This is a genomic window from uncultured Bifidobacterium sp., from assembly GCF_945269915.1.
In the GTDB taxonomy this organism is placed as follows: domain Bacteria; phylum Actinomycetota; class Actinomycetes; order Actinomycetales; family Bifidobacteriaceae; genus Bombiscardovia; species Bombiscardovia indica.
In genome coordinates this window covers 69,922-96,214 of sequence record NZ_CALYOY010000001.1, presented here as the reverse complement: position 1 = coordinate 96,214, position 26,293 = coordinate 69,922, and the positions used below count along the sequence as shown (strand labels likewise).

Below are 26,293 nucleotides of genomic sequence, written 5' to 3'. Positions count from 1 at the left end.
GGTTGGCCGATAAGAAATCCTTACCGGCCAACCCCGCACCCTAATCAATCATGTGCCGGGAAGATGCCTACTTCCCGGGCTTCTTTGCCGGCGGCTCGCCCAGCTGGCTGGCAATCACGTGCAGACCGGTGTCCTCCTCGGTGGCTTCGGCCCTTGGGGTCTCCTCGACAAGGGTCAGGTCGCCGGTCACACGCCCGGCCTCGGCCACATCGTCCAGGGCGGACCTGACGGCTTCCTTCCCTTCGGGGGCCACTGCCAGGGAGACCGAGAGAATGGGTGTCTTCATGGAGACCTTGGCCTCTGACTTGATGCGGCGCAGGGCGGCCAGGGCCGTGCCGGCCCAGGTCAGCAGGCTCGGGTCCTGGCCCTGGGCCGCCTGGCTGAAGGCATCGGGAAGGGGCCAGGAAGCCCGATGTACGGATCCCTCGCCCTGGTGCATCCACTGCCAGACCTCCTCGGTGGCGAAGGGGAGGAAGGGGGCCAGGAGACGGTCCAGGGCCTCCAGAACCAGACCCAGGGTGGTCCTGGCGCTGAGCACCTGGCCCCGGTCGGGTGTCCTCCCCGTCGCATCCGCAGTGCCATAGGCGCGGTTCTTCGACAGTTCGATGTAGTTGTCGCAGAAGTCCCAGAAGAAGGATTCCACGGTCTCCAGGGCCTTGGAGTGCTCATAGGACTCCAAGGCCTGGGTGGCCTGGTCGATCACCCGGGCCAGGCCGGCCAGGACCGCACGGTCCAGGGGCACGGTCACATCGGCCGGGTCCCAGGTGGTCCTGGCTGAATCCGCCACATGGTGGTTCTCGTCCTCCCGGCCGATGGCCAGGGCGAACTTGGTGGCGTTGAGGAGCTTGACGGCCAGGCGGCGGCCGATCTTCATCTGCCCCTCGTCGTAGGTGGCGTCCAGGCCCAGCCGGGCCGAGGAGGCCCAGTAGCGCACGGCATCGGCACCATACTTCCTGATGGGTTCATCCGGGACCACGACGTTCCCCTTGGACTTGCTCATCTTCTTGTGGTCCGGATCCAGGATCCATCCCGACAGGGTGGTGTTGCTCCAGGGCAGGCATCCGTTCTCCAGGTGGGCACGGTCGATGGAGCTGAAGAGCCAGGTACGGATGATGTCCTGGCCCTGGGGACGCAGGTCCATGGGGAAGGTGGCCTTGAAGAGGGCCTGGTCCTCCTCGCCGGGCTCGGCCCAGTGGGTCACGATCTGGGGGGTCAGGGAGCTGGTGGCCCAGGTGTCCATGATGTCCTTCTCGGCCGTGAAGCCGTTGGGCTGGTCACGCTGGGATTCCTCAAATCCCTCAGGCACATCGGTGCTGGGGTCGATGGGGAGCCTGTCCTCCGCAGGGGTGATGGGGTGGGCGTAGTCGGTCTCGCCCTCCTCGGTCACCGGGTACCAGAGGGGGAAGGGAACGCCGAAGAAACGCTGACGGGAGATCAGCCAGTCGCCGTTCAGTCCCTCCACCCAGTTCTTGTAGCGGACCCGCATGAAGTCGGGGTGGAAGTCGAGTTCCCTGCCCCGCTCCAGGAGCTCCTGGTTGAGCTTCCTGTCGGTACCTCCGTTGCACAGGTACCACTGGCGGGAGGTGACGATCTCCAGGGGCTTGTCGCCCTTTTCGTAGAAGTTGGTCATGCGCTTGGTGGGCTTTGGCTCGCCGTCCAGGTCGCCGGCCTCCCTCAGGGCGTCCACGACGATCTTCCGTGCGGAGAAGGTGGTCTTCCCCTCGGTCTGCTCGAAGATCTCCCTGCCGCCCTGGTCGGTGATCCAGTCCGGTACCGACATGATGATCCGGCCGTTGCGCTGGATGATGGACCGGGTGGGGAGCTTCAGGTCACGCCACCACTGGACGTCGGTCACGTCGCCGAAGGTACAGCACATGGCGATGCCGGCGCCTTTGTCCATCTCTGCGGCCGGATGGGCCAGGATGGGGACCTCGACCTTGAAGAGGGGGGAGTAGACCTTCTGACCGAAGTACTTCTGGTAGCGTTCGTCGTCCGGGTGGGCGATCAGGGCGCCGCAGGCGGCCAGGAGCTCGGGCCTGGTCGTTTCGATGTAGATGGGGGTGCCGTCCTGGAACCGGAAGGCCACCCGGTGGTAGAAGCCGTCGTACTCGCGTGACTCCAGCTCGGCCTGGGCCACGGCGGTCTGGAAGGTCACGTCCCAGAGTCCTGGCGCTTCCTGCTGGTAGGCTTCGCCCCTGGCCAGGTTGCGTAGGAAGGCCTTCTGGGCCACCCGGCGGGGGTGGTCACCGATGGTGTGGTAGGTCTGCGACCAGTCGATCGAGAGCCCCAGGGAGCGCCAGAGCCGTTCGAAGAGTTTCTCGTCCTCGGCGGTCAGTTCCTCGCAGAGCTCGATGAAGTTCTGCCGGGAGACCGGTACCTGGTCCTTGGCGCTGATCTTCTTCCCGTCCGTGCCGTGGAAAGGCGGTTTGAAGTCTGGATCATACTTCAGGGATGTATCGACCCGTACCCCGTAGTAGTTCTGGACCCTGCGCTCGGTCGGCAGGCCGTTGTCGTCCCAACCCATGGGGTAGAAGACGTCGTAGCCCTGCATGCGCTTGAAGCGGGCGATGACGTCGGTGTGGGTGTATGAGAAGACATGCCCCACATGCAGGTGGCCCGACACCGTGGGCGGGGGGGTGTCGATGGAGTAAACGGACCTGCGGTCACGGGTGTTGCGGAAGTGGTAGACCCCGGACCGTTCCCAGTCCTGGCACCATTTTTCCTCCAGGCCGTCCACACCCACCCTGTCGGGCAGGGGGGCCAGGCTGGCGTTGACGATTCCTTGGTTTTCAGCAGACATACCAGCATTTTATGGACGAACAATGACAAGGCCCCTGACCGCGGCGGGCGGGTCAGTCCTTGACCTCCAGGTTCCACAGGGGCAGGTACTGGTCGACCATGGTCCGGGGCATCCCCTGGAGTTTGGAGGAGGTCAGGACCTGTGGGGTGCGGGCATAGAGCCAGTCGCTGGGGGAGAGGTCGCTGACCTGGCGGGCGTAGCCACCCAGACGGCTTGCGTACTGGTCCTGGCTGGTGGAGCCGATCACCTGGATCCAGGCATCCTGGACCTCGCGGTTGTCGAAGAGCATGGTGGCGTTGGGGTCCGCGAACTGGCCGATCTGGTCGTTGTTCATGGTCAGGAGGGTCATGTCGTAGTCGTGGCGGCCCAGCACCTGGTCGCGGAAGGTTGAGCGGTCCACCATGGTGACCTTGCTGGGGATGCCCACCTCCTTGAGCTGGGAGGCGATCAGGTCGCCGATCCGCTTTCCGTAAGTGTCCTGGTAGACCAGGCGCAGCCCGCCCCGGTAATAGGGCTGGGCATAGTAGGAGGCGAACCGGGAGGCCTTGTCCGTGTCGTGGGGGAAGGCCTGCAGTCCCGCATCGAAGCCCGGGCTCATCTCGTTCAGGGGGCCGCCCAGGGGCTTGGCTCCGCCCGCCTCCAGGTCGGCCAGGCTCTGTCTGTCCAAGGCGTAGCGGACGGCCTCGCGCACGTGCTGGTCGGAGAGGAGGGATCCGGAGCTGTTGTTGAAGGCCAGGACCAGGTTGCTCTGGCTGGGGCCGTTGAGGAGCTTGACCCCTTTTCCCGTCTTGGTCTTCCCTTCCTTGGATGCGGCCTCCTTGGCGGGGGTGGCATCGGCCGGGGGCAGATCGACGATGGCGTCGAGGTTCCCCTCCTGCACCTGCTTGACGGCACTCGCATCCCGGGACCTGTCGTAGGTCAGGACCACGGTGTCGGTCTTGGCCTTGTCCGGTCCTTGATAGTGTTCGTTCCTGGCCAGGGTCAGGGAGATGCCCGGCTGCCAGTCCTTGACCCTGTAAGGTCCCGAACCGGCTGATTCGGTGGAGTAGTCCACCTGGGCGTGACGGTCATACACGATGCCCGCCCGACCGGTCAGGGCAGTCAGGAGATGGGCGTCGGGTCTGTTCAGTCCGATGGACAGGGTGGTGGGTGCAGGGTTGTTGACCCTGGACAGGTTGGTCAGCCACTCGTGCCCTGCGTACTGCTTCTCGACAATCTGCTGGAGGGACCAGAGGGCATCCGAGGAGTCCAGGGCACGTCCGTCCGAAAAACGGGCGTCGGTGCGGATGTGGAAGGTGTAGATGAGTCCGTCTGCGGAGACGTCCCAGCTCTGGGCCAGACCGGGTGCCGGGTTTCCCTGTGGGTCCGGTGCGAGCAGGGTCTGATACACGTTCCCCATGAGGGCCTGGTCGGCAGGCGAGCCTTCTTCGGTGCGGATATCAAGGGACTGCGGGGCCTCTCGGGCGGCTATGCGAATGGTATCGCCGGATCTGAGACCACTCAGGCGGGGGCTGCCCTGACCTGTGATCAGGGGCCAGGCCAGGTAGACGCCGGTGGTCAGCACCACCAGCACCAGGATGAAGATGATGCCGGCCCTGATGTCCTTGCCTGTATGCTCTGCCATGCACTCGATTCTAACGGGGTGGCGGGTCAGGCCAGGATTTCAGCACTCGGGCAGGTCGTGGCCAGGGGGCAGTTCAGACAGTTCGGCTTACGGGCATGGCAGGTCTGTCTCCCGTGGAAGATCAGTCTGTGGGAGAGGTTGGTCCAATCCTCAGGTGGGAAGCAGTCGCAGATTTCGTGCTCGATCCTGACCGGGTCCGGGTGGGTACTGCGCCAGTCCGTCCGCCAGCGCAGACGTCCGGTGACACGGATCACATGGGTGTCTACCGGAAAGCCGGGGATCTTGAAGGCATTGCCCAGGACCACGTTGGCCGTCTTCCTGCCCACCCCGGGCAATTGGGTGAGTTCCTCCATGGTCTCGGGCACCTCGCCATGGAAGTCATCCACCAGCATCCGTGACAGCCCCACCAGGTGTTCCGCCTTGGCGTGATGGAAGCCCACGGAGTGGATTATGTCCTCGATATCAAGGGGGTTGGCCCCGCCCAAGGCTGCCGGGTCGGGGTAGCGGCCGAAGAGTTCCGGGGTGACCGAGTTGACCCGTTTGTCGGTGGTCTGGGCGCTGAGGACCGTCGCCACCAGGAGCTCGAAGGGGTTGTGGAAGTGCAGGGCGCAATAGGCCTCCGGATATACCTGGCGGAGGATCTCGTACTCGGCATGCATTCTGGTCAGACGCTCGGTCTTGGATTCTCTTCCACCGGCCCGCTTCCTGCCGGTGCCGCTTTGGTGGGTGTCTCCCTTGCCGGGGTCTTTCCTGCGGGTTTCGCTCCTACTGGTCACTGTCGCCCGGCTTCTTATCCCGCGGCTTGCCCCTCTGGGGTTTCAGGGGCTTGGGCTCCGGCACCTGCCCTTTCCGATCTGATGACTGCGACTGGTCCTGGGGTTGTTCCCTGTCCTGCGCCTGTGTCTGGCTCCTGCCGGTCTTTGCCGACTCAGGCGGGTCGAACCGGTAGCCCACATTCCGCACGGTCCCGATCAGGTGCTCGTATTCGCCGCCCAGCTTGGCCCTCAGGCGGCGGATGTGCACGTCGACGGTCCGGGTGCCACCGTAGTAGTCATAGCCCCAAACCTCCTGGAGAAGCTGGGCCCTGGTGAAGACCCTGCCCGGGTGCTGGACCAGGTACTTGAGCAGCTCGAACTCCTTGTAGGCCAGGTCGATGGGGTTGCCATGGACCCGGGCCGTATAGCTTTCGGTGTCCACCACAAGGTCGCCGGAGCGGACCCTGCCGGTGGGCACCTGGTCATCAGTGGTCTGCTGATGCTGGCTGGTCTGGGGCTGGGAGGTGTCGCGCTGGCGGACCAGGCGCAGACGGGCCTCCACCTCGGCAGGCGAGGCGGTCTGGACCACCACATCGGCCACCCCCCACTGGGCGTTGACCACGGTGAACCCGCCCTCGCTCAGGACCAGGATGATCGGGGTCGACAGACCCGAGGCGCGAATCAGGCTGCAGATGGTCTTGGCGCTGGCCAGATCGTCGCTGGCATCGATAAAAAGGACCGTGTCCTCGGGCATCTTGACCAGGGAGGCGGCATCCAGGGGAAGGACCCTGACGCGATGCGAAAGGAGGGCCAATGCCGGAAGAACGGTTGCCGGATCACTGGCAAAAGTCATCAGCGTCAGATCGGTCATGCCCCCACCCTCCTTCGTTGCCTGTCGTCCACTCTATGCGAACAAGATGAACAATTGCCATCATTGTACAATCAGGCTTATCGCCGGTCTCGTCATTCGATATATGGTATTCCGCCCGGCTGTCACCCCCGGGAGGGGACTGGCATAGGATTGACGGTGATGACCGGCCTAACGAAACCTGCCGAATCCGGCGGACAGGAGGATGTGTAGTGGATGCTGTCAAGCGGACCGGGGGCAAGGCCCCCATTCCTGCCCAGCTGCTGACCCTCGCCCTGCTGGTTCTGCCGGCCCTGGTGACCTGGGTGCTTGGATCTCCCTCCACGGCCAGGATTATGCAGATACTCCTGGTGGTGATTGCCCTTCTTGCCTTGCTCGCCTGCTGGCCCTTTGCCGGACCTGGCATTCCCACCGACCCGGATAGGGGCATCTGTGCCTTGCTGGGTCTGATATCGATGGCCCTCATCTTCCTTCTGCCAAGGTCCGTCGGCCTGGATGTGTCCAGGGGGGATGGGGCCGACCTGGATGCCGTCTGGCCCCTGACCAGGCTCTGGCTGGAGTCCTCGGCCGTCCTGCTGACCATCCTGGCCGTGGTCATGTTCGCCCGGCAGATGGCACGGAAGAATCGTCGGATGGTGATTCGAGGCATCTCCGCCACGGCCCTGTCCGGTCTGGCGGTGGTCTGCGCCTCGGGTTGGGTCTTCCTTCCGGCCTTCTGCTCCCTCTTCGCCAGGGCGGCTGCTTCTGCCCCCCTGCCTGCAATACTGACCCTGGTGGTGGGTCTGGTCCTCTTGGTCGGTTTGGTTCTTGCCGGTTGGCAGTGGGGGCGGGATCTGGCTGGCGGTCTAGTCGATGAGTCCGGTAAGGCCGGCAGGTCCGGTCGCACGGACCAGGACACTTCCTCCGCCTATCAGGTTGGATCATCAGACCGCACTGGTGGCCCTGCCTGGTTCGGAATGGCCCTGGTGCCGGTCATGCTCTCCGGTGCCTTGGTGATGCTGTCCATTACGGCGCTGCACTTCCTGGTCTGACCTCGGTTCAGCCTGCAGGTTGATTCCTGTCGGTCGGACTGCTTCAGGCCCTCAAGCCGGACCCTCTGTCCCGTCTTGGAGCCTTCGGTTTCATCCCAGGATACCTGGTTTCGCCTTGGAATCTCTGTTCTGTCTTAGGGGATTATGCCCAGGTGCTCCATGAATATCTGGACACCCAAGGCAATCAGGATGATGCCGCCCGCTATCTGGGCCGGCTTGCGCCATCGTGCCCCGAAGAGGTTGCCGATGCGCAGGCCAAGTATTGAGGCCAGGGCCGTCACGACCCCGATGACCAGGACGGCCAGCCAGATGTTGACGTTCATCAGGGCCAGGCTGGCACCCACTCCGAAGGCATCGATGCTGGTGGCGATGGAGAGGGGGAGCATGCTCCTCCAGGAGAAGGGTTCCCTGGCCTGTGCCCTCCGTCTGGTTCCCTGCCGGCCAGGCTCTTCCGGTTTGGTATCTTCCTGCCCGGGTTCACCCTCATCGTCCGGATCGAAAACGGCTTCGCGGATCATGTTGATGCCGATGATGCCCAGCAATCCCATGATGATCCAGTGGTCGACCGCCGTTACATAGTCCTGGAGGAGGGAGGCGGCGAAGTAACCGATCAGGGGGAAGAGGGCCTGGAATCCGCCGAACCAGAGCCCCACCAGCCAGTGGTGACGGGCCTCGAGCCTGCGGACGGAAAGTCCCTTGCCTATGGCGACCGCAAAGGCATCGGCGGATACGCCCAAGGCTATCAGTATAAGTCTGATGAACACAGCATTCCTCGATACGTTCATCCCGGTACGGGATGGGCCTCGACCAGGTTTCCTCGAACCCGCCTACGCCTCGGGTGCGTTGACAGCGGAACTGCCGAATAACCGGCTTTGAATTCGCTGAATGCTGTTCACATGCCACGCATGAAATATGAAGCTATATTATAGGCACCCGATATGGGGTATGGCAAGACCCTCAGGATTGTGCCCACAGGCCGTTTCATCCGATGCCGTCCAGTCCCCACCAGCGTGCGTCCCGGCCCGACGCTTGGCCGCCTACTTGTCCCGGTAGGAGACCGCGTAGAGCTTCCCGTTCTGATACCTGGCCATGTAGACGTCGGACACCTTCTTGATCCCTTTTTCGTTCAGGCTCTTCATGAGCCAGTCGTCGTCCTTGCCCATCATGTCCAACACGTCGGGGTTGGCCCGGCCGTCCAGGATGACCGGATAGCGCACGTCCTCGTCCTCCTTGGAGATGATCGTCAGGCCGCCGTTCTGCTCGACGATGCCCCGCTTGACATCACGGATGTCGTTGATGCCCTGGGTGCGGAGCTTGAAGTCGACCTCCTTGGCCGTCAGGTTGACCTTGAGGCAGTTCTGCACCAGGAGTTTCCCGTTCTTGATGATGGTGACGGGCTCCCCGTCGATGTACTTCCCCACGACGTGGATGTGGGTCTTGGCATAGCGGGTCAGGAGGATCAGGGTGGCCCAGATCAGGAGGATGACGATGTACTGGGCCATCGAAATGGAGTTGCTGTAGATCACCCCGCCGATGATGCCGCCCAGAACGTAGTTCTGCAGCTGGTCCATGGGCGAGGTGGGGGCCAGGTTCCCCTTGCCGGTCACGTTGATCAGGAGGGTGATGAAGAGGAGGCCGACGATCAGCTTCAGGGCCACATTCACGTAGAAATTGATATCCATGGGTTACTCTCCGATCATGGTGACATCGGGCTGGTACAGGTCGGCCTTCTCCAGGAGGAACTGCGAACCGGAACCGTTGAAGACCAGGGTGTAGTAGCCCTTGGGGGTCTTGATGATCATGTCGTTGTTCCGGGAGGTGTCGTTGATGCTGATGGTCCGAGGGTCCACTCCCAGCTTGGCCGCGGATTTCTCGATGACGACGGTCAGTTGGCCGCTCTGGACGCTGGCCGTGCGCAGATTGGTGTAGTCGCTGTACTGGATCGCGGCCGCCAGGAGGAGCAGGGTGCCCAGGATGATGGCCAGGTCCTTGTATTTACGGTCCCACTTGCGTCGGGCGTACATGACCAGGAAGAAAAGGAAGGCCAGGGCCAGTACCACGATGACGATTATCTTGATCAGCCGCCAGTCGGTCTGGCCCCCCTTGAGGTAGGTATAGGTATAAAAGGTCATAGTGGCTCCCTGCCGTTCCGGGCATCTCTCACTTATGCATGGTAGACGGCCCGGCAGGGGATCGTCGGATTTGCGGCGGCCGGTTCCCGCCCGGTCCGCCGTGTACGGAAAACCCCGGCAGGAATGTCCCTATCGGAAGGGTTCCTGCCGGGGTGACTCCCATCGGAGCTGGTTCCTGGTGGTTTGGGTCCCTATCGAGAGGATGCCATCCGGCGCTCGAGTGGTCCTGGGCCTTACTTCTGGTCGGCCAGGCGCTCGCGGGCCGCCTTGATCTCGGTCTCGGCGGCCTCGGCGTTGGTCCAGAAGTCGCCGGGCATGACCTCCTTGCCGGGCTCCAGGGCCTTGTACTGCTCGAAGAAGTGCTTGATCTCCCGCTTGTGGAAGTCGGAGACGTCCTCGATGTCCTTGATGTCGTCGAAGCGCACGTCGGCAGGCACGCAGAGCACCTTGTCGTCGCCGCCGGCCTCGTCGACCATGTGGTAGAGGCCCACGGCGCGGCACTCGACCACGCAGCCGGGGAAGACGGAGTTCGGAATCATGACCAGGGCGTCCAAGGGGTCGCCGTCCTCGCCCAGGGTGTCCTCGATGTAGCCGTAGTCATCGGGATACCCCATGGAGGTGAAGAGGGTGCGGTCCAGCATGATGCGGCCGCTGTCGTGGTCGACTTCATACTTGTTGCGCGAACCGCGGGGAATCTCGACCAGCACGTTGAAGGTCTCTGCCATAGTCCTGTCTCCTTTGTCTGGCCGTGGCCACGCGGGCTCGGCCGAATCGGTTGTATCTCATACACAGCATAACCAGTCGTGCGCACATTCGACCACATTCCTCCGGCTCAGGGGAACCTGCCGATTCCTCCGGTCATACTCGAGGTCCATGGGGTGGAGGGCGCCCGGTTCGATGACCTTCCAAGATGGTGGATCTCCGCTCCGCTCTCCCTGTGGGCATTGATGGTCCGCGGATTTCGGCTCGACGAAAAGGATGAAGATGAAACGAAGAAGAGGGTGGCTGGGACTCCTGGCTGCAGTGATAGCTTGCTTTACCCTATTGGTACCCCTGACACCTGCCATGGCGGGCGGAGGTTCCGGGCATGCCGGCGGTGGTGCCGAGGGTAATGGCGGCTTCTGGCAGGGTTGGGCCTACCGCGACGATGGTCAGGGTGGGTTCGGTGGTCACGAGGTGGCCAGCGTCGACCGGGCCTTTGCCCTTCTGGATATCAGGGACGGGGCGAATGACACCACGACCAGGGTCAAACAGGAGGCCTTGGACGAGGCCAACCGGAACTGCACGGAGAGGTTCGACCAGGCCCATCCCGACAGGCGCGGTCAGGGGAACTGCCGGGTGACCGGTGTGGGGGTCGTCACCGGCATGAACGGCGGGCAGCGGGTCTTTGACGGGGTCAGCATGGCCCAGCACTCCATCTGGATGAGCAACTGGCAATCTTCGATTGCCGGTAGGTCCTACAGCAACCGGGGCGTTTCCTACCGAACCAGCCAGCCCTTCTGGGACCAGCCGGGGGATTCCCTGGATGGACTGGCCGAGCGCTATGCCGGCAATGAGCACAGCATCTCCCTTGTGGTGATCATGCTGAACGATTTCGAGCCCAGGCCTGCCGACCAACCTCCCAGCCTGCCCGACAAACAGGTGGAGCGAGGAACCAGTGCGGATTCCATGACCAATCACACACGCATTACCACCAATACCGGAACCAACGGCCGTGAGCTGACCTTCCGTGACGGCTTCCAGCCTATGGGCCAGCGCTATACCATCGGCGGCCAACGGGTTCGTGACATGACCAACGGCCGGGATCTGAGCGATCATTTTATTTTCAACACCCGGAACGGTGACACTCCATCCGGGAATCTGGCCACTGCCGTCTGGAGGGGCGGCGATTTGCCGGTGAACCATGTTTGGCAGTGGGACTTGGATGTGGCCGTCTACAGGCCGACCATCAATGTCATCCAGGATACGGGTGCCGTCCGGTGGAAGGGGTTGGCCATGGAGTCCGAGCATCAGACCCCGCAACGGCGGTTCCCCACCTGGACGCCCAACCCCGACAAGTCATGGATACTCCAGGACCCTTCAACCGGCCGATGGCGGGCGGTCATCGACCCGACACACACCAACCGGACCGGGGCCGACGGGCATGTCTTCCTGGATGGCGATAAGGTCGGTGCCGTGGTCAATGCCACTGTCGATCCCGGCCTGGTTCAGGCACCCGGCCTGCTGGCCTTGGATGACGACTGGTCGGCTGCCGATTACCTGGTTGATCAGGACGGCGCTGCAAAGGTGCGGATCTACGAGGCCGAGGGTGTCGCGGATGGGGATGGGCATTACCGGCACAGCAGCGTATCGGCCATCAATGAGCATGGTCGCGATGTGACGAACCGCTTCGACATCACCGTCTCGGGGAAGGCGGTCAGAGCCCGGGCCAAGGCCGGCTACCTGGCCAGGTTGCGGGGTATGACCACCCCCTTGCAGGTGAGCATGCTGGTGCCCTTTACCGTCAACTTCGCCAACGGCGGTGGGGCGGCACAGGTCAGGAAAGACATGGGCAGGGGCCAGGGTGACGAGGTGACCTTCTGCGCGGCCATGCCTGCCCAGCCCGGGGCGGATGGGTCCTTGACCAACAAGGGTTCCCAGACCGTCAACGGGCAGACCGTCGACACCAACCGGCCAGGCATCTGTGCCTACCTGCCGCCGGTGAACAAGGATGTGGTCTCCGAGTCCGGCCAGGGAGGCACCCAGGAGAGTGTGGACGGGAAGGTGGTCCAACCCGGGCAGCGGCTGGAATACCAGCTGGACACCCAACCCTCCCTCCCTGCTGACCTGGCTTATCCGGTCAGGGAGCTGGCCTTCACCGACGTCTACGATCAGTGGTTCAGGCCGGACAAACAGACCCTTGAGTTGATGGACCTCTCCCGGGGCCGGCCGATTCCCAAGTCCAAGTACTCCACTCATTGGGACGATGCCCACCACCTGGTACGGGTGGTCCTGACCGATGCCGGCCTGATCGGCCAGTGGCGGGCCTCCGGTAATCCCAAGATCCAGATTCGGTTCGAGGGGACAGTGGATAAGGCCGCACCGACTGATCACCGGGTGGGCAATCAATGGATGTTGACCATCAACAACTCCCTGACCCCATCCAACAAGGTCTTCAGTCTGCCTCCGGTGGTCAATCCGGCCAAGCAGGTCGTCAGCTCCCGTGACCAGTCGGTCAGCATCGACGGCCGGACCCTCCTCCAGGGGGATACGGGTGTCTACCGGGTCACCATGGATGCCAGGCAGACCGACAACGCCTACAGGGTCTGGAGGCTCGGTCTGGTGGATGACTTCGATGATGAGTATCTGAGCATCGATCCGGGGCGTATCCGGGTCACGGGGTCCGATGGAAGGGACTACACCAGCCGGTTCAATATCCAGATTCGAGGCGGGGTCGTCTACGCCTTCGCCAAGACCGTCGACACCTTCATCCCGGCCACCGGTCTGACCGTCAAGGGCGACCCCCAGCCCAAGGACCTTGCAGCCTATGCCCGCCGGGTCGGCCACAGCCCCCTGGGTGAACCGGCCATCGACCAGTCCCTGCTTGGCCGCACCTATAACCTGATCCTGCCCTTCCGGGTCATCAGGGTCGGGCACCGTCAGGTGCTCAAGAACCAGGGGGTGCAGATATTGAATGACATCAGGCGGAAGACCAACATCGTCTCCAACCCCCTCCAACCGCTCAATCCCGCCAAGGATGTCGTCGTGGACGTAGGCGGCGGCTCCTCCCGGGCCGGGAGCATCTACCGCGACAGTCTCTTCCTCTACCAGCTGGACTCAAGCATCCTTCCGGCCGGCAGGGCCTACCCCCAGGTGGGCCAGTGGCGCATCGAGGATCAACTGGTTCCGGACGTGGACCTGTTCACCGGGCAATGGGCCGTCTACGCCTCCAGGGATCTGGCGAGGAACGGCAGGGTCCTGGTTCCCAAGGGCGGCCAACTGGCTGGGTCGGGCTTCGATGCTTCGTCCCTGGGTGGGAACCTCTTCACCCTGGTACCCGGGCCTGATGGGAAGGTGACGGTTGCCGCCACGGCGGCCTATCTGACTATGGTCTCCGCCATGCCCAACCAGGAGGTGGGATGGCGTGCCTACCTGCAGTGCCGGCGCCTGGTCACTGTGGACAGGCATGAGAACCGTTTTACCGAGTATTACCAGGACAGGGTGATTCCCTCCAATACGGTCTGGACCAGAACCCCTGACCTGACTCCCGGTCTGCATCTGGAGAAGTTCGACGCGGCCGGTGGATTCCCCGATGGCGACCGCGATGAACCCAATCAGGCCCTTCCGGTGAAGGGTGATATCGATATGGTCTTCCGCATCACCAACGATTCGGGCAAGGATCCGGGCACGGGTCGGGGAGCCTACTTCCGGGCCAGGGATCTCAGCCTGGAGGATTGGACCGTGACGGGCGGCGGCAGGGTGGTCGACCTCAAGTATCCGCAGGGATGGAATGACCTGATTCTCAAACCCGGGCAGTCGGTGGACGTTCATGGAACCCTGGTCGGAGTGACCGGCCATCATACCGACAGGGCCAAGGTGACCGGAAAGCCGCTGACCGCCTGCCCGGTCAATCCGCCTTCCACCATGCCTGACCACGATGGTTCCCTGGCTCGTCCAGCTGCCCCCTCAAGTTCTGGTTCCGTTTCCGGACTGCCTGGTCAGCCCTCCACAGGTCCCGAATCTGTTTCCGGGAAGCCCAACGGGCCTGTACCAGGTTCGATTACCATCGATGGGCAGACCCTCTGCCTGGATACCAAGGTTGAATCCAACCTGGATGATTGGAATGGGGCCTCCGCAAGTCTGCCGGCGGCGGGTTCCGCGGTCTCCCAGGCCCTGATCCTGCTTACGGTTATCTCTTTCACCGGGCTGATTATCCTGGTTGTTGCCGGGAAGCGCCGGAAGTGAAGGGTCACGCCAAGGTGGAACCCAGGATGCGGTCAGGGCGCCAGATTGGCATCGGGTCAGGCTTCCCGACTGCTCAGCCATTCAATGGCCAGCTGGGTTCGATTCGAAAGGTTGGTCTTGGCCAGGATCGATGAAATACGGTTGCGGACAGTGCCTTCGCTGAGGTAGAGCCTGTCGGCGATGGTGTGGTTGTCCAGTCCGTCGGCGACCAGGGCGACCAGTTCGCGCTCCCGTCGGCTCAGGCCGGCGAATCTGCCCGGTATCGGGTTTCCGGCCTCCTTCCGAGACTCCTGGTTGGGCGCGGAGGGTTTCCACCCTCGATGGTCCGGTTCCCGTCCGGGTGCGCTCGCGGTCGACGGTTGACCGCCCAGCGGAAGGTTGGCCAGGGCCTCGGATCCCAGAACCACCTGTCCGGCCATCACAGCTTCCAGGGCGGGGACGACCGAGGCCACATCCTGTTTGATCAGGTAGCCCTTGGCTCCCAGGCCAAGGGCTCGGGAGATGTATTCCTCATCGGCGAAGGTGGTCAGGAAGAGAATCCTCGCGTTGGGGTCGGCTTCCATGATTCTGCCGGCTGCCTCCAACCCGTCCATCCCGGGCATCTGAATGTCGATGAGGAGGATGTCCGGTCGGCCATCGGGTGCCTTGTATGAGTTGAGGACCGATAGTCCGTCACTGGCGGTCCATATCACCTCGGCAGTCTGGGTGGTGGTCAGAATGGTCAACAGCGAGGAGCAAACGATGGGATCATCATCGGCGATTGCAACCTTCATGAGTGGAGTCTTTCTGTGGTGACCGCCATGTATCCATGACGGTTCGCTGCTTCTCTCATACTACTTGTCTTACTCATCTGCCTGACCTATTCGGTCTTCCATACGAATCTCCTCCGCCGCATGTCCATTACTCTCTTTGCCTCGCCATCCAGTATGAACTGCTGGAAACAGGTTGCGGGGGCGGGGGATGCGGGCCATGGATCGACTATGCAGATAGTGGCAGGTTCTTGGGGAGGCTGACGAAGACCCGCCACCCATCCCGATTCGGCCCGCTTAGTGTCGAACCACCCAGGGAATGTGCGCGGGCCTCCATGTCGGCAAGGCCCATGCCGCGCCACGCCTGTTCTCCTGAGTCGCGTTCCTGTGAAGTTTGCCCAGGGTAGGAGGCGGGCCTGCCCATGCCTGATTGCCCGTCGGCGGGAACCGGATGGTGGGCTCCGTCATCCTGAACCACCAGCTGCCAGACCATGGGTAGGTCCTTCAGGATGATGCTGACCGATTGGGCATGGCTGTGGCGGGCGGTGTTGCTCAAGGCCTCGCGGATGATGGTGGCGAAGCAACGGGCCACGGGGGCCGGCGCCTCTTCGATATCGTTCTGCAGGTGGACCTGGATGGCGGTGGATTGACCTGTGTCCAGAGAGCGGGAGGCTTCTTCGATTCGGGCATTGAAGTCTGTGCCCCGGTCTTCCAAGTCGTGCACCGACCGACGGATTGTGGTCATGGCCTGGTCCAGGGTGTCGCCCAGTTCGCCGAAGGCCCGGGCGCTGTCCTGGTCACCGCGGCTTTGGGCAAGCACCTGGTCGGCCTTGGTCTGCATGATGGCCCTGGTCAATTGATGACCGACGTTGTCATGCATTTCGCGGGCGATGCGGGTGCGTTCAGTCAATTGAACCGTCCTGGCGGTCTGGGCTCTTTCCTCGTCCAGGTCGGCGATTCGGGAGTGCATCCGCCTGATTGTGTACCTCTGCAGGTCGCCCAGGTCCAGGAGTCGCTGTTCCGTTCCGGACAGGGAGGCGCAGATGAACCCGACCAGTCGGGCGAAGATTGCGGTCGTCAGTCCCAAAGTGGCATATCGTTGCCAGGTCCCGTCCAGGCGGATGAGATTAGCCGAAGCCGGAATTATCCAGAACGATTCGACCGCCAGCCATGCCAGGGTCGGACATTGGTTCCGACCTGACAACCCGCCTCTCTCCGGGCGGCTGGGTGTCCGGCAGGTAGAAGAATCGGGGCGGGGGTCATCAAGGTTGACGACCAGGCCTGTGTCGAAGGCGATGGCGGGAAGGAGAAACATCCACTGAGGCACTATGAGAGTTGCCAGGGCCAGAAGTCCTTGGGGCAGAAGAACCACAGGAGATGGGAGGAGCCATTCGCTCAGGCATCCGGCCGAGGTCGCCAGGAGGGTGCCGGCCACCCAAACCGCGTTCGCCTCTCCGAAAGCCCAATACGCGGCCATGGCGCAGGTCAGCATGAGCAGGGGGCGTACCGTCATCCTCGCTACGGTCGCCCCCGGCTTTCGAACTGTCTCCTGTCGGCCTCGTTTCATACCTCTCAGTTCTACGCCGTGACGGGAATCGACGCACCTGAACCCGTCAGGGCAGTGACATTTGTCATTCAACCCGGCTCGTCCTGGTGACAAAGTCGTGACCGGTGTCACCACATGGAACCGAATCATTGGACCATGATGGGGGTATGAACACATTCAATGATCAAGAATCGGCTCTGAAGGTCAGCGGTCTGGTCAAACGTTACGGGTCCATGGTCGCCCTGGACCATTTCGACATGGACGTTCATCAGGGAGAGATCTTCGGCCTGCTGGGGCCTAACGGTTCCGGAAAGACGACTGCCATCAACTGCATCCTCTCCCTCCTGACCTACGACTCGGGGACCATCACCATCTTCGGTGGCACCATGGGGCCCACAGCCTTCGACCTGAAGCGCAGGGTGGGTATGGTTCCCCAGGATGTGGCGGTTTTTGACACCTTGACCGTGGAGGAGAACATAGACTACTTCTGTTCCCTCTATGTCCCCGCCCGGTCGCGTCGCCGGCACCTGGTGGACGAGGCCATCGATTTCGTTGGTCTGGGTGACTTCCGCAGATACAGATCCAGTAAGCTCTCGGGCGGTCTCCTCCGTCGGCTCAACATCGCCTGCGGAATCGCCCACAAGCCTGACCTGATCTTCTTCGATGAGCCCACGGTTGCCGTGGATCCGCAGAGTCGCAACGCCATCCTGGAGGGCATCGGGGAGTTGAATCAGCAGGGGACGACCGTGGTCTATACCAGCCATTACATGGAAGAGGTCGAGCAGATCTGCGACAGGATCATGATCATGGACCATGGTCGCACAATCGCCCTGGGCACGGCCGACGAGCTCAAGGACATGATTCAGGTCGGGGAGCGGATCAGCGTCGAGACCCTCGACCTTGACGATTCCACCCTGGATGCGATCAATGCCCTTGCGGTTACCCAGTCTGCGGATTATGACGGCCGGGAGCTGGTCATCCACTGCAACCGGGGCGATCGCAACCTCCAGGATGTTCTCACCCTCCTGGAGAGTCGCAGAGTCTCCTTCACCCACCTGACCAGTCGCCCTCCCTCCCTGAATGACGTCTTCCTGGAGCTGACCGGCAAGCAGTTGCGTGATTGAGGGCCCAGTCGACAGAAAGGAGGAAGACCCATGTGGCAGGTTTTCCTGACCAACGTCAAGATGTCATTCCGCAATTTCTCGTCCGTCTTCTGGACCCTGGCCTTCCCGGTCATCCTGGCGGCCATGATGATGGGCATGCTCAGCGGTGTGGAGAAGGGGCATACCGTGGAAGCGCAACCTTTCGCCGTCGTGAATGACGCGGCCTGGCAGAAGGTGCCCTCCGCAGGGAAGATGGTGGGATCCATCTCATCGGCGCAGTCTGAAACGAAGGATGGGGATCAGCTGATCAAGGCCCATACCGTGACGAACCGGTCCCAGGCAATGAACCGGCTGGATGAACACAAGGATATCGGGTATATCTATATGGATGGTGACGGGCTGATCCGCATGGTCCTGGCCGATCGGGACGCGGCCGAAATACAGAGTGGGGGCAACTCCGCCAAGGGGGTCACAGTCAGTCTGCTCAGCGCGTACATGGCGCGGCTCAACCAGACAGGTTCGACCTTCAAGGTTGTGGCTCAGGCCAATCCGGCCCGCCTTCGTGATCCGAATTTTCTGACCGGTATCCAGTCCGGTAATCGAACCTATACCAGGACAATCAAGTTGACCCACGTCGAGCCAACCATGACCGCACCTTACTATTTCGCCGTTTTGGGCATGGCCTGCATGATCGGCGCCGGAGTGACCGCCAGTCTGATCGCCTCCACCCAGGCCAACCTCTCCAAAATCGGTGCCCGGTTTGCTGTCTCCCCGTCTCCTGTATGGGTCAGGGTGGGAGGGGCCTTCCTGGCCACCTGGCTTTTCTCCTGCATCAGCCTCATGGTTGCCTACGTCTTCATTCGAACGGTCTGTGGCATGGGGGTCGGCGGCCGCGACCCTGTTGCCCTGGTTGCCCTGGTTCTCTCCACCTTCATGGCCTCCAGTTTCGGTGCCCTTTTGGGTGCGCTACCCCGGCTTTCCGCGGAAATCAAGGTGGGACTGAACGTTTTCATCGACTGCACCCTGTCCGTATTCGCAGGTCTGTATGGCCCCTCGACCATGGATATCGATCACTCCATCCAGGAGAAGACCCCCTATCTGCACTACCTGAACCCGGTCAAGCAGGTCTCCAACCTCTTCTACGACATCGTCTATTACGACAGTTTCCGACCTTTCGTGAGAACCTGCCTGATTCTTGTTATCATGAGTGCCGTCTTCCTGGCGGGTGCGGCCCTGCTGCTGAGGAGGCAACGATATGAGCACCTTTAAAACAGCCATACGCATCATTTGGCGGCATAAGAACTACATGCTGATCTATCTGGTCGGTATGAGCCTGATCACCATGATCATCGGATACGGTTCCATGTCCCAGGCGGTCGAGGCCACCAAGGAGAGTTCGGTCGGCACCTTCAAACCGGTCCGCGCCAAGGTATCCGTTATCAACCGTGACAGTGGGGATTCGCTCGGACGCAATCTGGGTCGGGGGCTTACGGACTATCTGTCCCGCTCGGCCGACATGGTCTCCTTACCCGACGAAAACCAGACCATGCAGGATGCCCTGGCCAACGGTGACCAGACCGATCTGATCATCATCATCCCACAGGGGTTCAGCCGTCGTTTCCTCGAAGCCTGTGCCGATGTCTCCGCCGGCGCTAAGTCGGTATCCGTCCCCAAGGTCCAAACGGCCACCAACTACAAGTCCGATCATGGTGACCTGGCACAGGTCCAGGTCGATTCCTACTTCGACGGGGTCAGTGCGGCTCTTCTTGGTGGGCTCGGTCAGTCGACCAGGGACGCTGAAGTGGATACAGAGGCCATGTCGGATACGGCGAACATGGCCGATATGGCGAATGCCGCCTCGTCAAACCCTTCGGCAGTAGCCAACACAGCCAGCCAAGGTGCCCAGATGTCCTCCAGGGGGAATGCCCGGCCTATCACAGTGGATGCCCGGGCCTTCAAGGCCGCCTCGGACTATACGGTCAAGCACTTCGCCAATAACCAGGCCAAAATCAGTGTGCAGACCTCTCCGAGAAAGGAGACCAAGACCCTGAGCGCTGGTTTCGCCCAAACCGTCAGTCTGGCCTCCTACCCGCTGATGACCGCCCTGACCGTCTGTCTGGCCCTCCTTTTCGGATCATTCAGCATGGCCGAGCAGCATCGCAGGCTGATGGCCTCCCCCATCCGCAATTTCTCCCTGAACCTCCAGCAGTTTCTTGCAGCTCTCCTCTTCGGCTTGGTAGCATGGGCCTACTTCACGATCCTGATTCTGGGTTCGACGGTAGTGGTCGGCGGCAATCCGGAATCCCTGGGCTGGGGGAGGATCTGTATCTCCCTGCTGACCATGATGATCTTCGTGGTCGCAGCCTCCGCCTTCGGGTATATGCTGAGCCAGTTCAACCTGTCCAACACGGTGATCAACACGGTCGCCATCATCATGGGCCTGGTCATCATGTTCACTTCCGGCTCGGCCATGCCGATTGACATGCCGGCCGCCATGACCCTGGTCGGCAAGCTGACTCCCGGCTGGTGGTACAACTCCGCCGTCAACGCCGTCTTTGGTCTCAGCCCCAGTGGTAAAACGGTCTCGGCAGGGGTCTTTTCCGCCGCCAACTGGTCAACCCCGGCCCTGATCGTCCTTCTCTTCGCACTGCTCTACTTCTGCGCGGGCCTCATGGTCGGCCGTCTTCGCCGTTCCGATGCCTCCGTGCGTTCGGTCACCAGCTGATCCGATGGCATCCAGGTCATCCCGCATCGCGCGGGCTGACCCATCTGAAGTGTGGTCATATAGAAGTACTGCTTCAGAATGCACAGGGATACAGCTGTTTTTTGCCGACCTGGCACGTGTCAAGAACAAAGACCCGGAATTCGCTGGAATTCCGGGTCATCTGGTAGCGGGGTCAGGATTTGAACCTGAGACCTCTGGGTTATGAGCCCAGCGAGCTACCGAACTGCTCCACCCCGCGTCGGCTGCGTTGCGCAGCAGTCATCTATTGTACGGATTGGTGGCCTCTTGTCAAGTATGGGCGATTATGCGGGTCATCAGCCGGAAACCTTGGAGGTTTTGGCGCCGGAAAGGGGATAATGGACTCATGCCTATCAACATCCCCACTGGACTACCTGCCAGATCCATTCTGGATTCGGAGCGCATCTTCGCTCTGGAGACCCATGAGGCGGAGCGCCAGGAGGTGCGCCCCCTGAAGGTGGTCATCCTGAACCTGATGCCCAAGAAGGTGGAGACCGAGACACAGCTCCTGAGGCTGATCTCCAAGTCGCCCCTCCAGGTCGAGGTCGACTTCATGAAGACCTCCACCCATGAGGCCACCCACACCAGCCAGGACCACCTGGTCAAGTTCTACGAGAACCTGGAGGCCTTCGAGGACAACTACTACGATGGCCTGGTCGTCACCGGGGCCCCGGTCGAGCAGATGGAGTTCGAGGAGGTCGACTACTGGCCTGAACTGACCCGGATCCTGGACTGGGCCGGCAGTCATGTCTTCTCGACCATCTACCTCTGCTGGGGGGCCATGGCCGCTCTCCATCACCGGTATGGCATCAGCAAGCACCTGCTCGACCGTAAGCTCTTCGGGGTCTTCCCCCAGTACCTTCAGGACGAATACTGTTTCATCACCAACGGTTTTGACGAAATCTCCCTCCAGCCCCACTCCCGCCTGGCCGGGGTTGACGAAGACCAGGTGCGGGCCCGGCCGGACCTCCAGGTGCTGACCTGGGGTCCCCAGTCCGGCCCCGGCCTGATCTGCTCCCTGGACTTTTCGGAGATATTCTCCCTGGGCCACTGGGAGTATGACCGCGCCACCCTGGCCCAGGAATATCGCCGCGACATGGACAAGGGCCTTGATAACGTCCCCTTCCCGGCAAACTACTTCCCCCATGATGACCCCACCCTGGAGCCCGTCTTCTCCTGGAGGGCCCATGCCAATCTTCTCTGGCGCAACTGGCTGAACTGGGTATATGAGACCACGCCGTACGATCTGGCCCGGGTGCCGGCCCTGCGTGCGGCCCGCGAGTTGGGCACGGACCGGTCGATCAGGCACGCCCCGGGTACGCCCCGCCGTGACGGGTATCTGCCCCTGGAAAGGGATGGGTACGGGTTGGTCAATGGGGGCGCCGCAAAGGTCAATGGCCTGTCCTAATCTTCACCCCGGTAAGTGTGGAAAGGGAGGGTTGATTACCCTGTCCGGTCATTTATGCGTCAAGTTCGCGTGGTGTTGATTACGGGCTTACGAATGATGGGCTACACTACCAATACGGTGCCGCTATAGGGTGTTTACGCGCTATAGTGAGCACTACGTCGTTTCAGGAGGCGATAGATGTTAGAGGCAATAGGAAGCGGGACGATCAGTTTGGCCATGGCCAAGCCGAGTGAACTCCCTTCCGTCGATGATTTCCTGCCTCCGGAGATTCTCTTCCAGGGGACCCCATTCGCCATGAACCGTATCATTCTGGTCAGGTTCGTCGCCATGGTGGTCATTCTCCTGGTCCTGGGCATCACAGCCGCCCGGGCCAAGCTGATTCCCTCGCGTTGGCAGGGGGCTATCGAGTGGGTCATCGAGTTCATCCGTGACTCCGTGGTCTATGACACCTTGGGCGAGGTTCGTGGCAAGCGGTACGTCCCCATGATCACGACCATCTTCCTGACCATCCTGGTCTTCAACCTCTGCGGCATCATTCCCGGCATGAACATCGCGGCCACGGCCACCATCACCATGCCCCTGGTCTTCGCCCTGTGGACCTTCTTCCAGTACATGATCACCGGCATCAGGGAGCAGGGGGTCTGGGGCTACTTCAAGGCCGAGCTCTTCCCGGCGGGCGTTCCGTGGCCCCTCTACATCATCCTGACGCCCATCCAGCTGCTGGAGATGATCGTCGTCAAGCCGGCTTCGCTGACCATCCGACTCTTCGCCAACATGGTTGCCGGCCACCTTCTGGTGGCTGTCAGCCTGGCCTTCGCCCAGTTCTACGTCATCGAGGCCACCAACAAGCTCCTTGCCCTGGCCGGCATCGGCTGGTTTGCCCTGGGCTTCGCCCTGACGGCCTTCGAGATATTCGTGGCCGCCCTGCAGGCATATATCTTCGCCATTCTTTCAACGGTTTACATCTCCATGAGCTACCCTGAGGAGGACTAAACCGATGAATCACAACCATGGACTCCGCCGAGTGGTGTCCCCTGGGGGACTCCGGACGGAGGTCTGAGGGGCTGCACCCTACAGAATTTTACGGTACCGATCGGGTCACAGCGGTCGGAACCGTGTCAAGATCCAAGAACCGGCAACGGTCTAGGAAAGGAAATTAAATGGACATCATCACTCTTGCTGAGGTCTCCGGCAATCTGAGCATCCTGGGCTACGGCATCGCCGCCCTGGGTCCTGCCCTGGGACTGGGCATCGCGGTGGGCAAGACCGTTGAGAGCATGGCCCGTCAGCCCGAAATCAGCGGCCAGCTGCGTACTACCATGTTCATCGGTCTGGCACTGATCGAGGTGCTGGCACTGCTGGGCTTCGTGGCTCTCTTCATCGCCTGATCCCATGCGGCGAACGCATCGTCATGATGCACAAGATGGCATGGCTTCGATAGCGGAAAGGAGGAGCCGATGAACGCGGTGGCAGCCGGAAACGGGATTGAGCTGTTCATCCCCAAGCTCTATGACATCGTATGGTCTTTGATCATCCTGCTCATTCTCGCAGTCTTCTTCTATAAGTTCTTCATGCCGAAGTTCCAGGCGATTTTCGATGAGCGCTCGGCCAAGATAGAAGGCAACATTCAGAAAGCCCAGAAGGCCAGGGATGATGCCGATGAGGCCAAGAAGGAGTATGAGGATCAGCTGGGCAAGGCCCGCGTGGAGGCTTCACAGATCCGGGATGACGCCCGGGCCGAGGCTTCCCGGATCGTCGCGGACGCCCGCAACAGGGCCGAGACCGAGGCGAACCAGATTACCGAGAACGCCCAGCGTTCCCTGCGGTCCCAGCAGCAGCAGGCCCTGGTCTCCCTGAAGGGGGAGGTGGGCACCCTGGCCACGGCCCTGGCAGGCAAGATTCTGGGTTCCCAGTTGCAGGACAATGCCGTGCAGTCCTCCATGATCGATTCGATCATCGCGGATGCCGGCAAGGGCGAATCGGACGGGCAGAAGGCATGATGATCGACAGGCAGACTGCGGGATCATCGTCCAAGCGGACAGGGAGGTGAGATGCGAGGAGAGACTTCACTGGCCTCCGATAGGGAGATTCGCGACAAGTACGCGCCCATGCTGAAGAGCAGGGGGAAGGATGCTCTCCGCGTCGCCACGGAGCTCTACGCCTTCGTCAATCTGCTGGATGCCAACAAGACATTGGAGCGGGCCCTGACCGACCCCTCCCGTCCGGCCGACGACAAGCAGCAGGTGATCGACCTGATTCTTGGCGGCAGGGCCGACCCACTGACCGTGGATATCCTCCATGATCTGGCGGCCCTACAGTGGAGCAGAATCGCCCACATCGCCAATGCTGCGGAGGATATGTCCGTGGATGCGACGGCCTATTACGCCGACGCCCGGGGCATCACCAACCAGGTGGCTGGCGAGTTGGCCCAGATTCACTCCGCCCTCCTGGGTATGCCCCTGGTGCTCTTCCACCTTTCGGATGAGTACAGCAAGCCCCAGGCCAGGGTCAACCTGCTGAAGTCCCTGCTGGATGGACAGCACTTGCATCCGGTCACCGAGCAGCTGGCCCTGAATGCCACGGAGGACCTGCGTGGACGGCGTTTCCCCGATACGGTCATGTGGCTGGTGGACAGGTTCTCGGAGCATATGGACCAGGTCATGGTCACCGTAACCACGGCGATTCCCATGAGCGACGAGCAGTCCAGCAACATCCAGGCGGTTTACGGCCGGAAGCTGGGCAAGGCGGTTCATATCAACTCGGTTGTGGATCCTTCGGTCCTCGGCGGAATGAAGGTCCAGTACGGGTCCGTTTCCGCGGATGGCACGGTGGTGACCCAGCTGAAGCATCTGCAACGGCTGATGGCCACGGCGGGCTGAGGCGGGAATGACTATGACAGACTTGAACAAGAAAGAAAATAAGGAGTGATCATGGCAGAAATGACCATTGATCCCGCTGTGGTGCGCAAGGCGCTCGACCAGTTCGTCGAGTCCTACAAGCCGACGGACACACCCACCCAGGAGGTGGGTCACGTCCGGACGGCCGGTGATGGCATCGCGCACGTGGAGGGACTGCCGGGTTGCATGGCCAACGAGCTGCTGACTTTCGAGGACGGCACCCTGGGCCTGGCTTTCAACCTGGATGCCCGAGAGATCGGCGTGGTCATCCTGGGCGACTTCGCAGGTGTCGAAGAGGGCCAGGAGGTCCACAGGACGGGGGAGGTGCTTTCGGTACCCGTCGGTGACGGCTACCTGGGACGTACCGTGAACCCGCTGGGTGAGCCCATCGACGGATTGGGTGAGATCAAAAGCGAGAGCCGTAGGATTCTGGAGGCCCAGGCGCCCGATGTCATGCACAGGCATCCCGTCGACGAACCCCTGGCCACCGGTATCAAGGCCATCGATGCCATGACCCCCATCGGGCGCGGGCAGCGTCAGTTGATCATCGGTGACAGGCAGACCGGCAAGACGGCCATCGCTATCGACACCATCATCAACCAGAAGCGCAACTGGGAGTCCGGCGACCCCAGGAAGCAGGTCCGTTGCATCTATGTGGCCATCGGTCAGAAAGGCACCACCATTGCTTCGGTGCGTTCCTCCCTGGAGGAGGCCGGAGCCATGGAGTACACGACCATCGTGGCCTCCCCGGCCTCGGACTCGGCCGGTTTCAAGTACATTGCCCCCTACACGGGTTCGGCCATCGGCCAGCACTGGATGTACGGCGGCAAGCACGTCCTCATCGTTTTCGATGACCTGAGCAAGCAGGCCGAGGCCTACAGGTCGATTTCCCTCCTCCTGCGTCGTCCGCCGGGGCGTGAGGCATATCCCGGGGATGTCTTCTACCTGCATTCGCGTCTGCTGGAGCGCTGTGCGAAGCTCTCCGATGATCTTGGGGGCGGTTCCATGACCGGTCTGCCGATTATCGAGACCAAGGCCAATGATGTTTCGGCCTACATTCCCACCAATGTGATCTCGATCACGGATGGCCAGATCTTCCTCCAGTCCGACCTCTTCAACGCCAACCAGCGACCCGCTGTGGATGTGGGCATCTCCGTCTCCCGAGTCGGTGGTGCCGCCCAGACCAAGGCCCTGAAGAAGGTTTCCTCGACCCTGAAGATATCCTTGGCCCAGTACCGTTCCCTCCAGTCCTTCGCCATGTTCGCCTCGGATCTGGATGCGGCATCCAAGGCCCAGCTCACCCGTGGTGCCAGGCTGACCGAGCTGCTCAAACAGCCGCAGTTCACCCCCTACTCCATGGAGAAACAGGTGGTCTCGGTCTGGATCGGTACGCACGGCAAGCTGGATGATCTGGATCTGGAGGATGTGCTTCCCTTCGAGTCGGGACTTCTGGACTACCTGGACCACAACACGGATATCCTCAAGACCATCAGAGAGACCGAGGACTTCACCGACGAGACGGAACAGGCCCTGGAAAAGGCCGTCGATGATTTCGCCAAGACCTTCGTGACCCACAAGGGGCAGACCCTGGATGGCCGTCAGGCCGACCAGCAGGAGGAGAAGCCCGTCACGGTCCAGCAGGAGAGACTGGTCGCCGACGGGGGCAAGAACGCAAAGGCCGGGAAGCGGTAGA

At 61.8% G+C, this 26,293-nt stretch carries 21 protein-coding genes and 1 tRNA gene; 11 read left to right on the top strand and 11 right to left on the bottom strand.

Translation table 11 applies throughout. The features are described from left to right. Window positions 1-67 precede the first annotated feature (67 nt). The 4 genes from valS to Q0K62_RS00365 all read right to left on the bottom strand — a co-directional run bounded on the left by valS (window position 68) and on the right by Q0K62_RS00365 (window position 6,050). Entirely contained in the window at window positions 68-2,800 is a 2,733-nt protein-coding gene (gene valS, locus Q0K62_RS00380; protein ID WP_297315993.1) for a valine--tRNA ligase, read from the bottom strand. 52 nt (window positions 2,801-2,852) lie between these two features. After that, window positions 2,853-4,424, bottom strand: coding sequence for an ABC transporter substrate-binding protein (locus Q0K62_RS00375; protein WP_297315992.1), 1,572 nt, complete (start codon window positions 4,422-4,424; stop codon window positions 2,853-2,855). Between the two features lie 26 nt (window positions 4,425-4,450). Next, on the bottom strand, window positions 4,451-5,083 hold the full coding sequence (nth, locus tag Q0K62_RS00370) for an endonuclease III (RefSeq protein ID WP_297316041.1): 633 nt from the start codon (window positions 5,081-5,083) through the stop codon (window positions 4,451-4,453). A gap of 106 nt (window positions 5,084-5,189) precedes the next feature. Continuing rightward, window positions 5,190-6,050 (bottom strand): response regulator transcription factor, encoded by an 861-nt coding sequence (locus Q0K62_RS00365; protein ID WP_297315991.1) that lies wholly within the window; start codon window positions 6,048-6,050, stop codon window positions 5,190-5,192. Between the two features lie 209 nt (window positions 6,051-6,259). Here Q0K62_RS00365 and Q0K62_RS00360 point away from each other — a divergent pair, with 209 nt between their 5' ends. Beyond that, on the top strand, window positions 6,260-7,078 hold the full coding sequence (locus Q0K62_RS00360) for a hypothetical protein (RefSeq protein ID WP_297315990.1): 819 nt from the start codon (window positions 6,260-6,262) through the stop codon (window positions 7,076-7,078). Between the two features lie 134 nt (window positions 7,079-7,212). On the opposite strand, the gene Q0K62_RS00355 is transcribed toward Q0K62_RS00360, so the two are convergent. The 4 genes from Q0K62_RS00355 to Q0K62_RS00340 all read right to left on the bottom strand — a co-directional run bounded on the left by Q0K62_RS00355 (window position 7,213) and on the right by Q0K62_RS00340 (window position 9,935). After that, window positions 7,213-7,842, bottom strand: coding sequence for a manganese efflux pump MntP family protein (locus Q0K62_RS00355; RefSeq protein ID WP_297315989.1), 630 nt, complete (start codon window positions 7,840-7,842; stop codon window positions 7,213-7,215). A 273-nt stretch (window positions 7,843-8,115) separates the two neighbouring features. Next, complete coding sequence (locus Q0K62_RS00350) at window positions 8,116-8,760, bottom strand: DUF421 domain-containing protein (RefSeq protein WP_297315988.1); 645 nt, start codon at window positions 8,758-8,760, stop codon at window positions 8,116-8,118. Window positions 8,761-8,763: 3 nt separating this feature from the next. Then, complete coding sequence (locus tag Q0K62_RS00345; protein WP_297315987.1) at window positions 8,764-9,210, bottom strand: DUF3290 family protein; 447 nt, start codon at window positions 9,208-9,210, stop codon at window positions 8,764-8,766. Between the two features lie 233 nt (window positions 9,211-9,443). Next, window positions 9,444-9,935 (bottom strand): inorganic diphosphatase, encoded by a 492-nt coding sequence (locus Q0K62_RS00340; RefSeq protein ID WP_297315986.1) that lies wholly within the window; start codon window positions 9,933-9,935, stop codon window positions 9,444-9,446. A 259-nt stretch (window positions 9,936-10,194) separates the two neighbouring features. Between Q0K62_RS00340 and Q0K62_RS00335 the strand changes: the two genes are divergently transcribed. Further along, window positions 10,195-14,154, top strand: coding sequence for an LPXTG cell wall anchor domain-containing protein (locus tag Q0K62_RS00335; RefSeq protein WP_297315985.1), 3,960 nt, complete (start codon window positions 10,195-10,197; stop codon window positions 14,152-14,154). Between the two features lie 56 nt (window positions 14,155-14,210). On the opposite strand, the gene Q0K62_RS00330 is transcribed toward Q0K62_RS00335, so the two are convergent. Next, window positions 14,211-14,927, bottom strand: coding sequence for a response regulator transcription factor (locus tag Q0K62_RS00330; RefSeq protein WP_297315984.1), 717 nt, complete (start codon window positions 14,925-14,927; stop codon window positions 14,211-14,213). 205 nt (window positions 14,928-15,132) lie between these two features. Then, window positions 15,133-16,416, bottom strand: coding sequence for a histidine kinase (locus Q0K62_RS00325; RefSeq protein ID WP_297315983.1), 1,284 nt, complete (start codon window positions 16,414-16,416; stop codon window positions 15,133-15,135). 200 nt (window positions 16,417-16,616) lie between these two features. Here Q0K62_RS00325 and Q0K62_RS00320 point away from each other — a divergent pair, with 200 nt between their 5' ends. From Q0K62_RS00320 to Q0K62_RS00310, 3 genes are read left to right on the top strand one after another with little or no spacing between them, the layout of a single operon-like run. Beyond that, window positions 16,617-17,573 carry an ABC transporter ATP-binding protein gene (locus Q0K62_RS00320; RefSeq protein WP_297315982.1) on the top strand — a complete coding sequence of 319 codons (957 nt, stop codon included), beginning with the start codon at window positions 16,617-16,619 and terminating at the stop codon, window positions 17,571-17,573. A gap of 30 nt (window positions 17,574-17,603) precedes the next feature. Further along, window positions 17,604-18,821 carry an ABC transporter permease gene (locus tag Q0K62_RS00315; protein WP_297315981.1) on the top strand — a complete coding sequence of 406 codons (1,218 nt, stop codon included), beginning with the start codon at window positions 17,604-17,606 and terminating at the stop codon, window positions 18,819-18,821. After that, window positions 18,808-20,277 carry an ABC transporter permease gene (locus tag Q0K62_RS00310; RefSeq protein ID WP_297315980.1) on the top strand — a complete coding sequence of 490 codons (1,470 nt, stop codon included), beginning with the start codon at window positions 18,808-18,810 and terminating at the stop codon, window positions 20,275-20,277. Before Q0K62_RS00315 ends, Q0K62_RS00310 begins: the two co-directional genes overlap by 14 nt. A gap of 161 nt (window positions 20,278-20,438) precedes the next feature. Here Q0K62_RS00310 and Q0K62_RS00305 read toward each other — a convergent pair. Further along, window positions 20,439-20,515 (bottom strand) — tRNA-Met (locus tag Q0K62_RS00305). A gap of 126 nt (window positions 20,516-20,641) precedes the next feature. Here Q0K62_RS00305 and metA point away from each other — a divergent pair. The 6 genes from metA to atpA all read left to right on the top strand — a co-directional run bounded on the left by metA (window position 20,642) and on the right by atpA (window position 26,292). Beyond that, the gene (gene metA / locus Q0K62_RS00300) at window positions 20,642-21,703 is read left to right on the top strand and encodes a homoserine O-succinyltransferase (protein ID WP_297315979.1); all 1,062 of its coding nucleotides are present in this window, start codon (window positions 20,642-20,644) and stop codon (window positions 21,701-21,703) included. A gap of 177 nt (window positions 21,704-21,880) precedes the next feature. Continuing rightward, a complete protein-coding gene (gene atpB / locus Q0K62_RS00295; protein WP_297315978.1) occupies window positions 21,881-22,696 on the top strand; it encodes a F0F1 ATP synthase subunit A in 816 nt (271 codons plus the stop codon). 167 nt (window positions 22,697-22,863) lie between these two features. Then, complete coding sequence (gene atpE / locus Q0K62_RS00290; RefSeq protein WP_015022486.1) at window positions 22,864-23,091, top strand: ATP synthase F0 subunit C; 228 nt, start codon at window positions 22,864-22,866, stop codon at window positions 23,089-23,091. Between the two features lie 69 nt (window positions 23,092-23,160). Next, entirely contained in the window at window positions 23,161-23,703 is a 543-nt protein-coding gene (locus tag Q0K62_RS00285) for a F0F1 ATP synthase subunit B (RefSeq protein ID WP_297315977.1), read from the top strand. A gap of 51 nt (window positions 23,704-23,754) precedes the next feature. Continuing rightward, window positions 23,755-24,582, top strand: a complete 828-nt coding sequence (locus Q0K62_RS00280; protein ID WP_297315976.1) for a F0F1 ATP synthase subunit delta — start codon at window positions 23,755-23,757, stop codon at window positions 24,580-24,582. A gap of 51 nt (window positions 24,583-24,633) precedes the next feature. Then, window positions 24,634-26,292: a F0F1 ATP synthase subunit alpha gene (atpA, locus tag Q0K62_RS00275; RefSeq protein ID WP_297315975.1), complete on the top strand. Its 1,659-nt coding sequence runs from the start codon at window positions 24,634-24,636 to the stop codon at window positions 26,290-26,292. Window position 26,293: the final 1 nt, after the last annotated feature.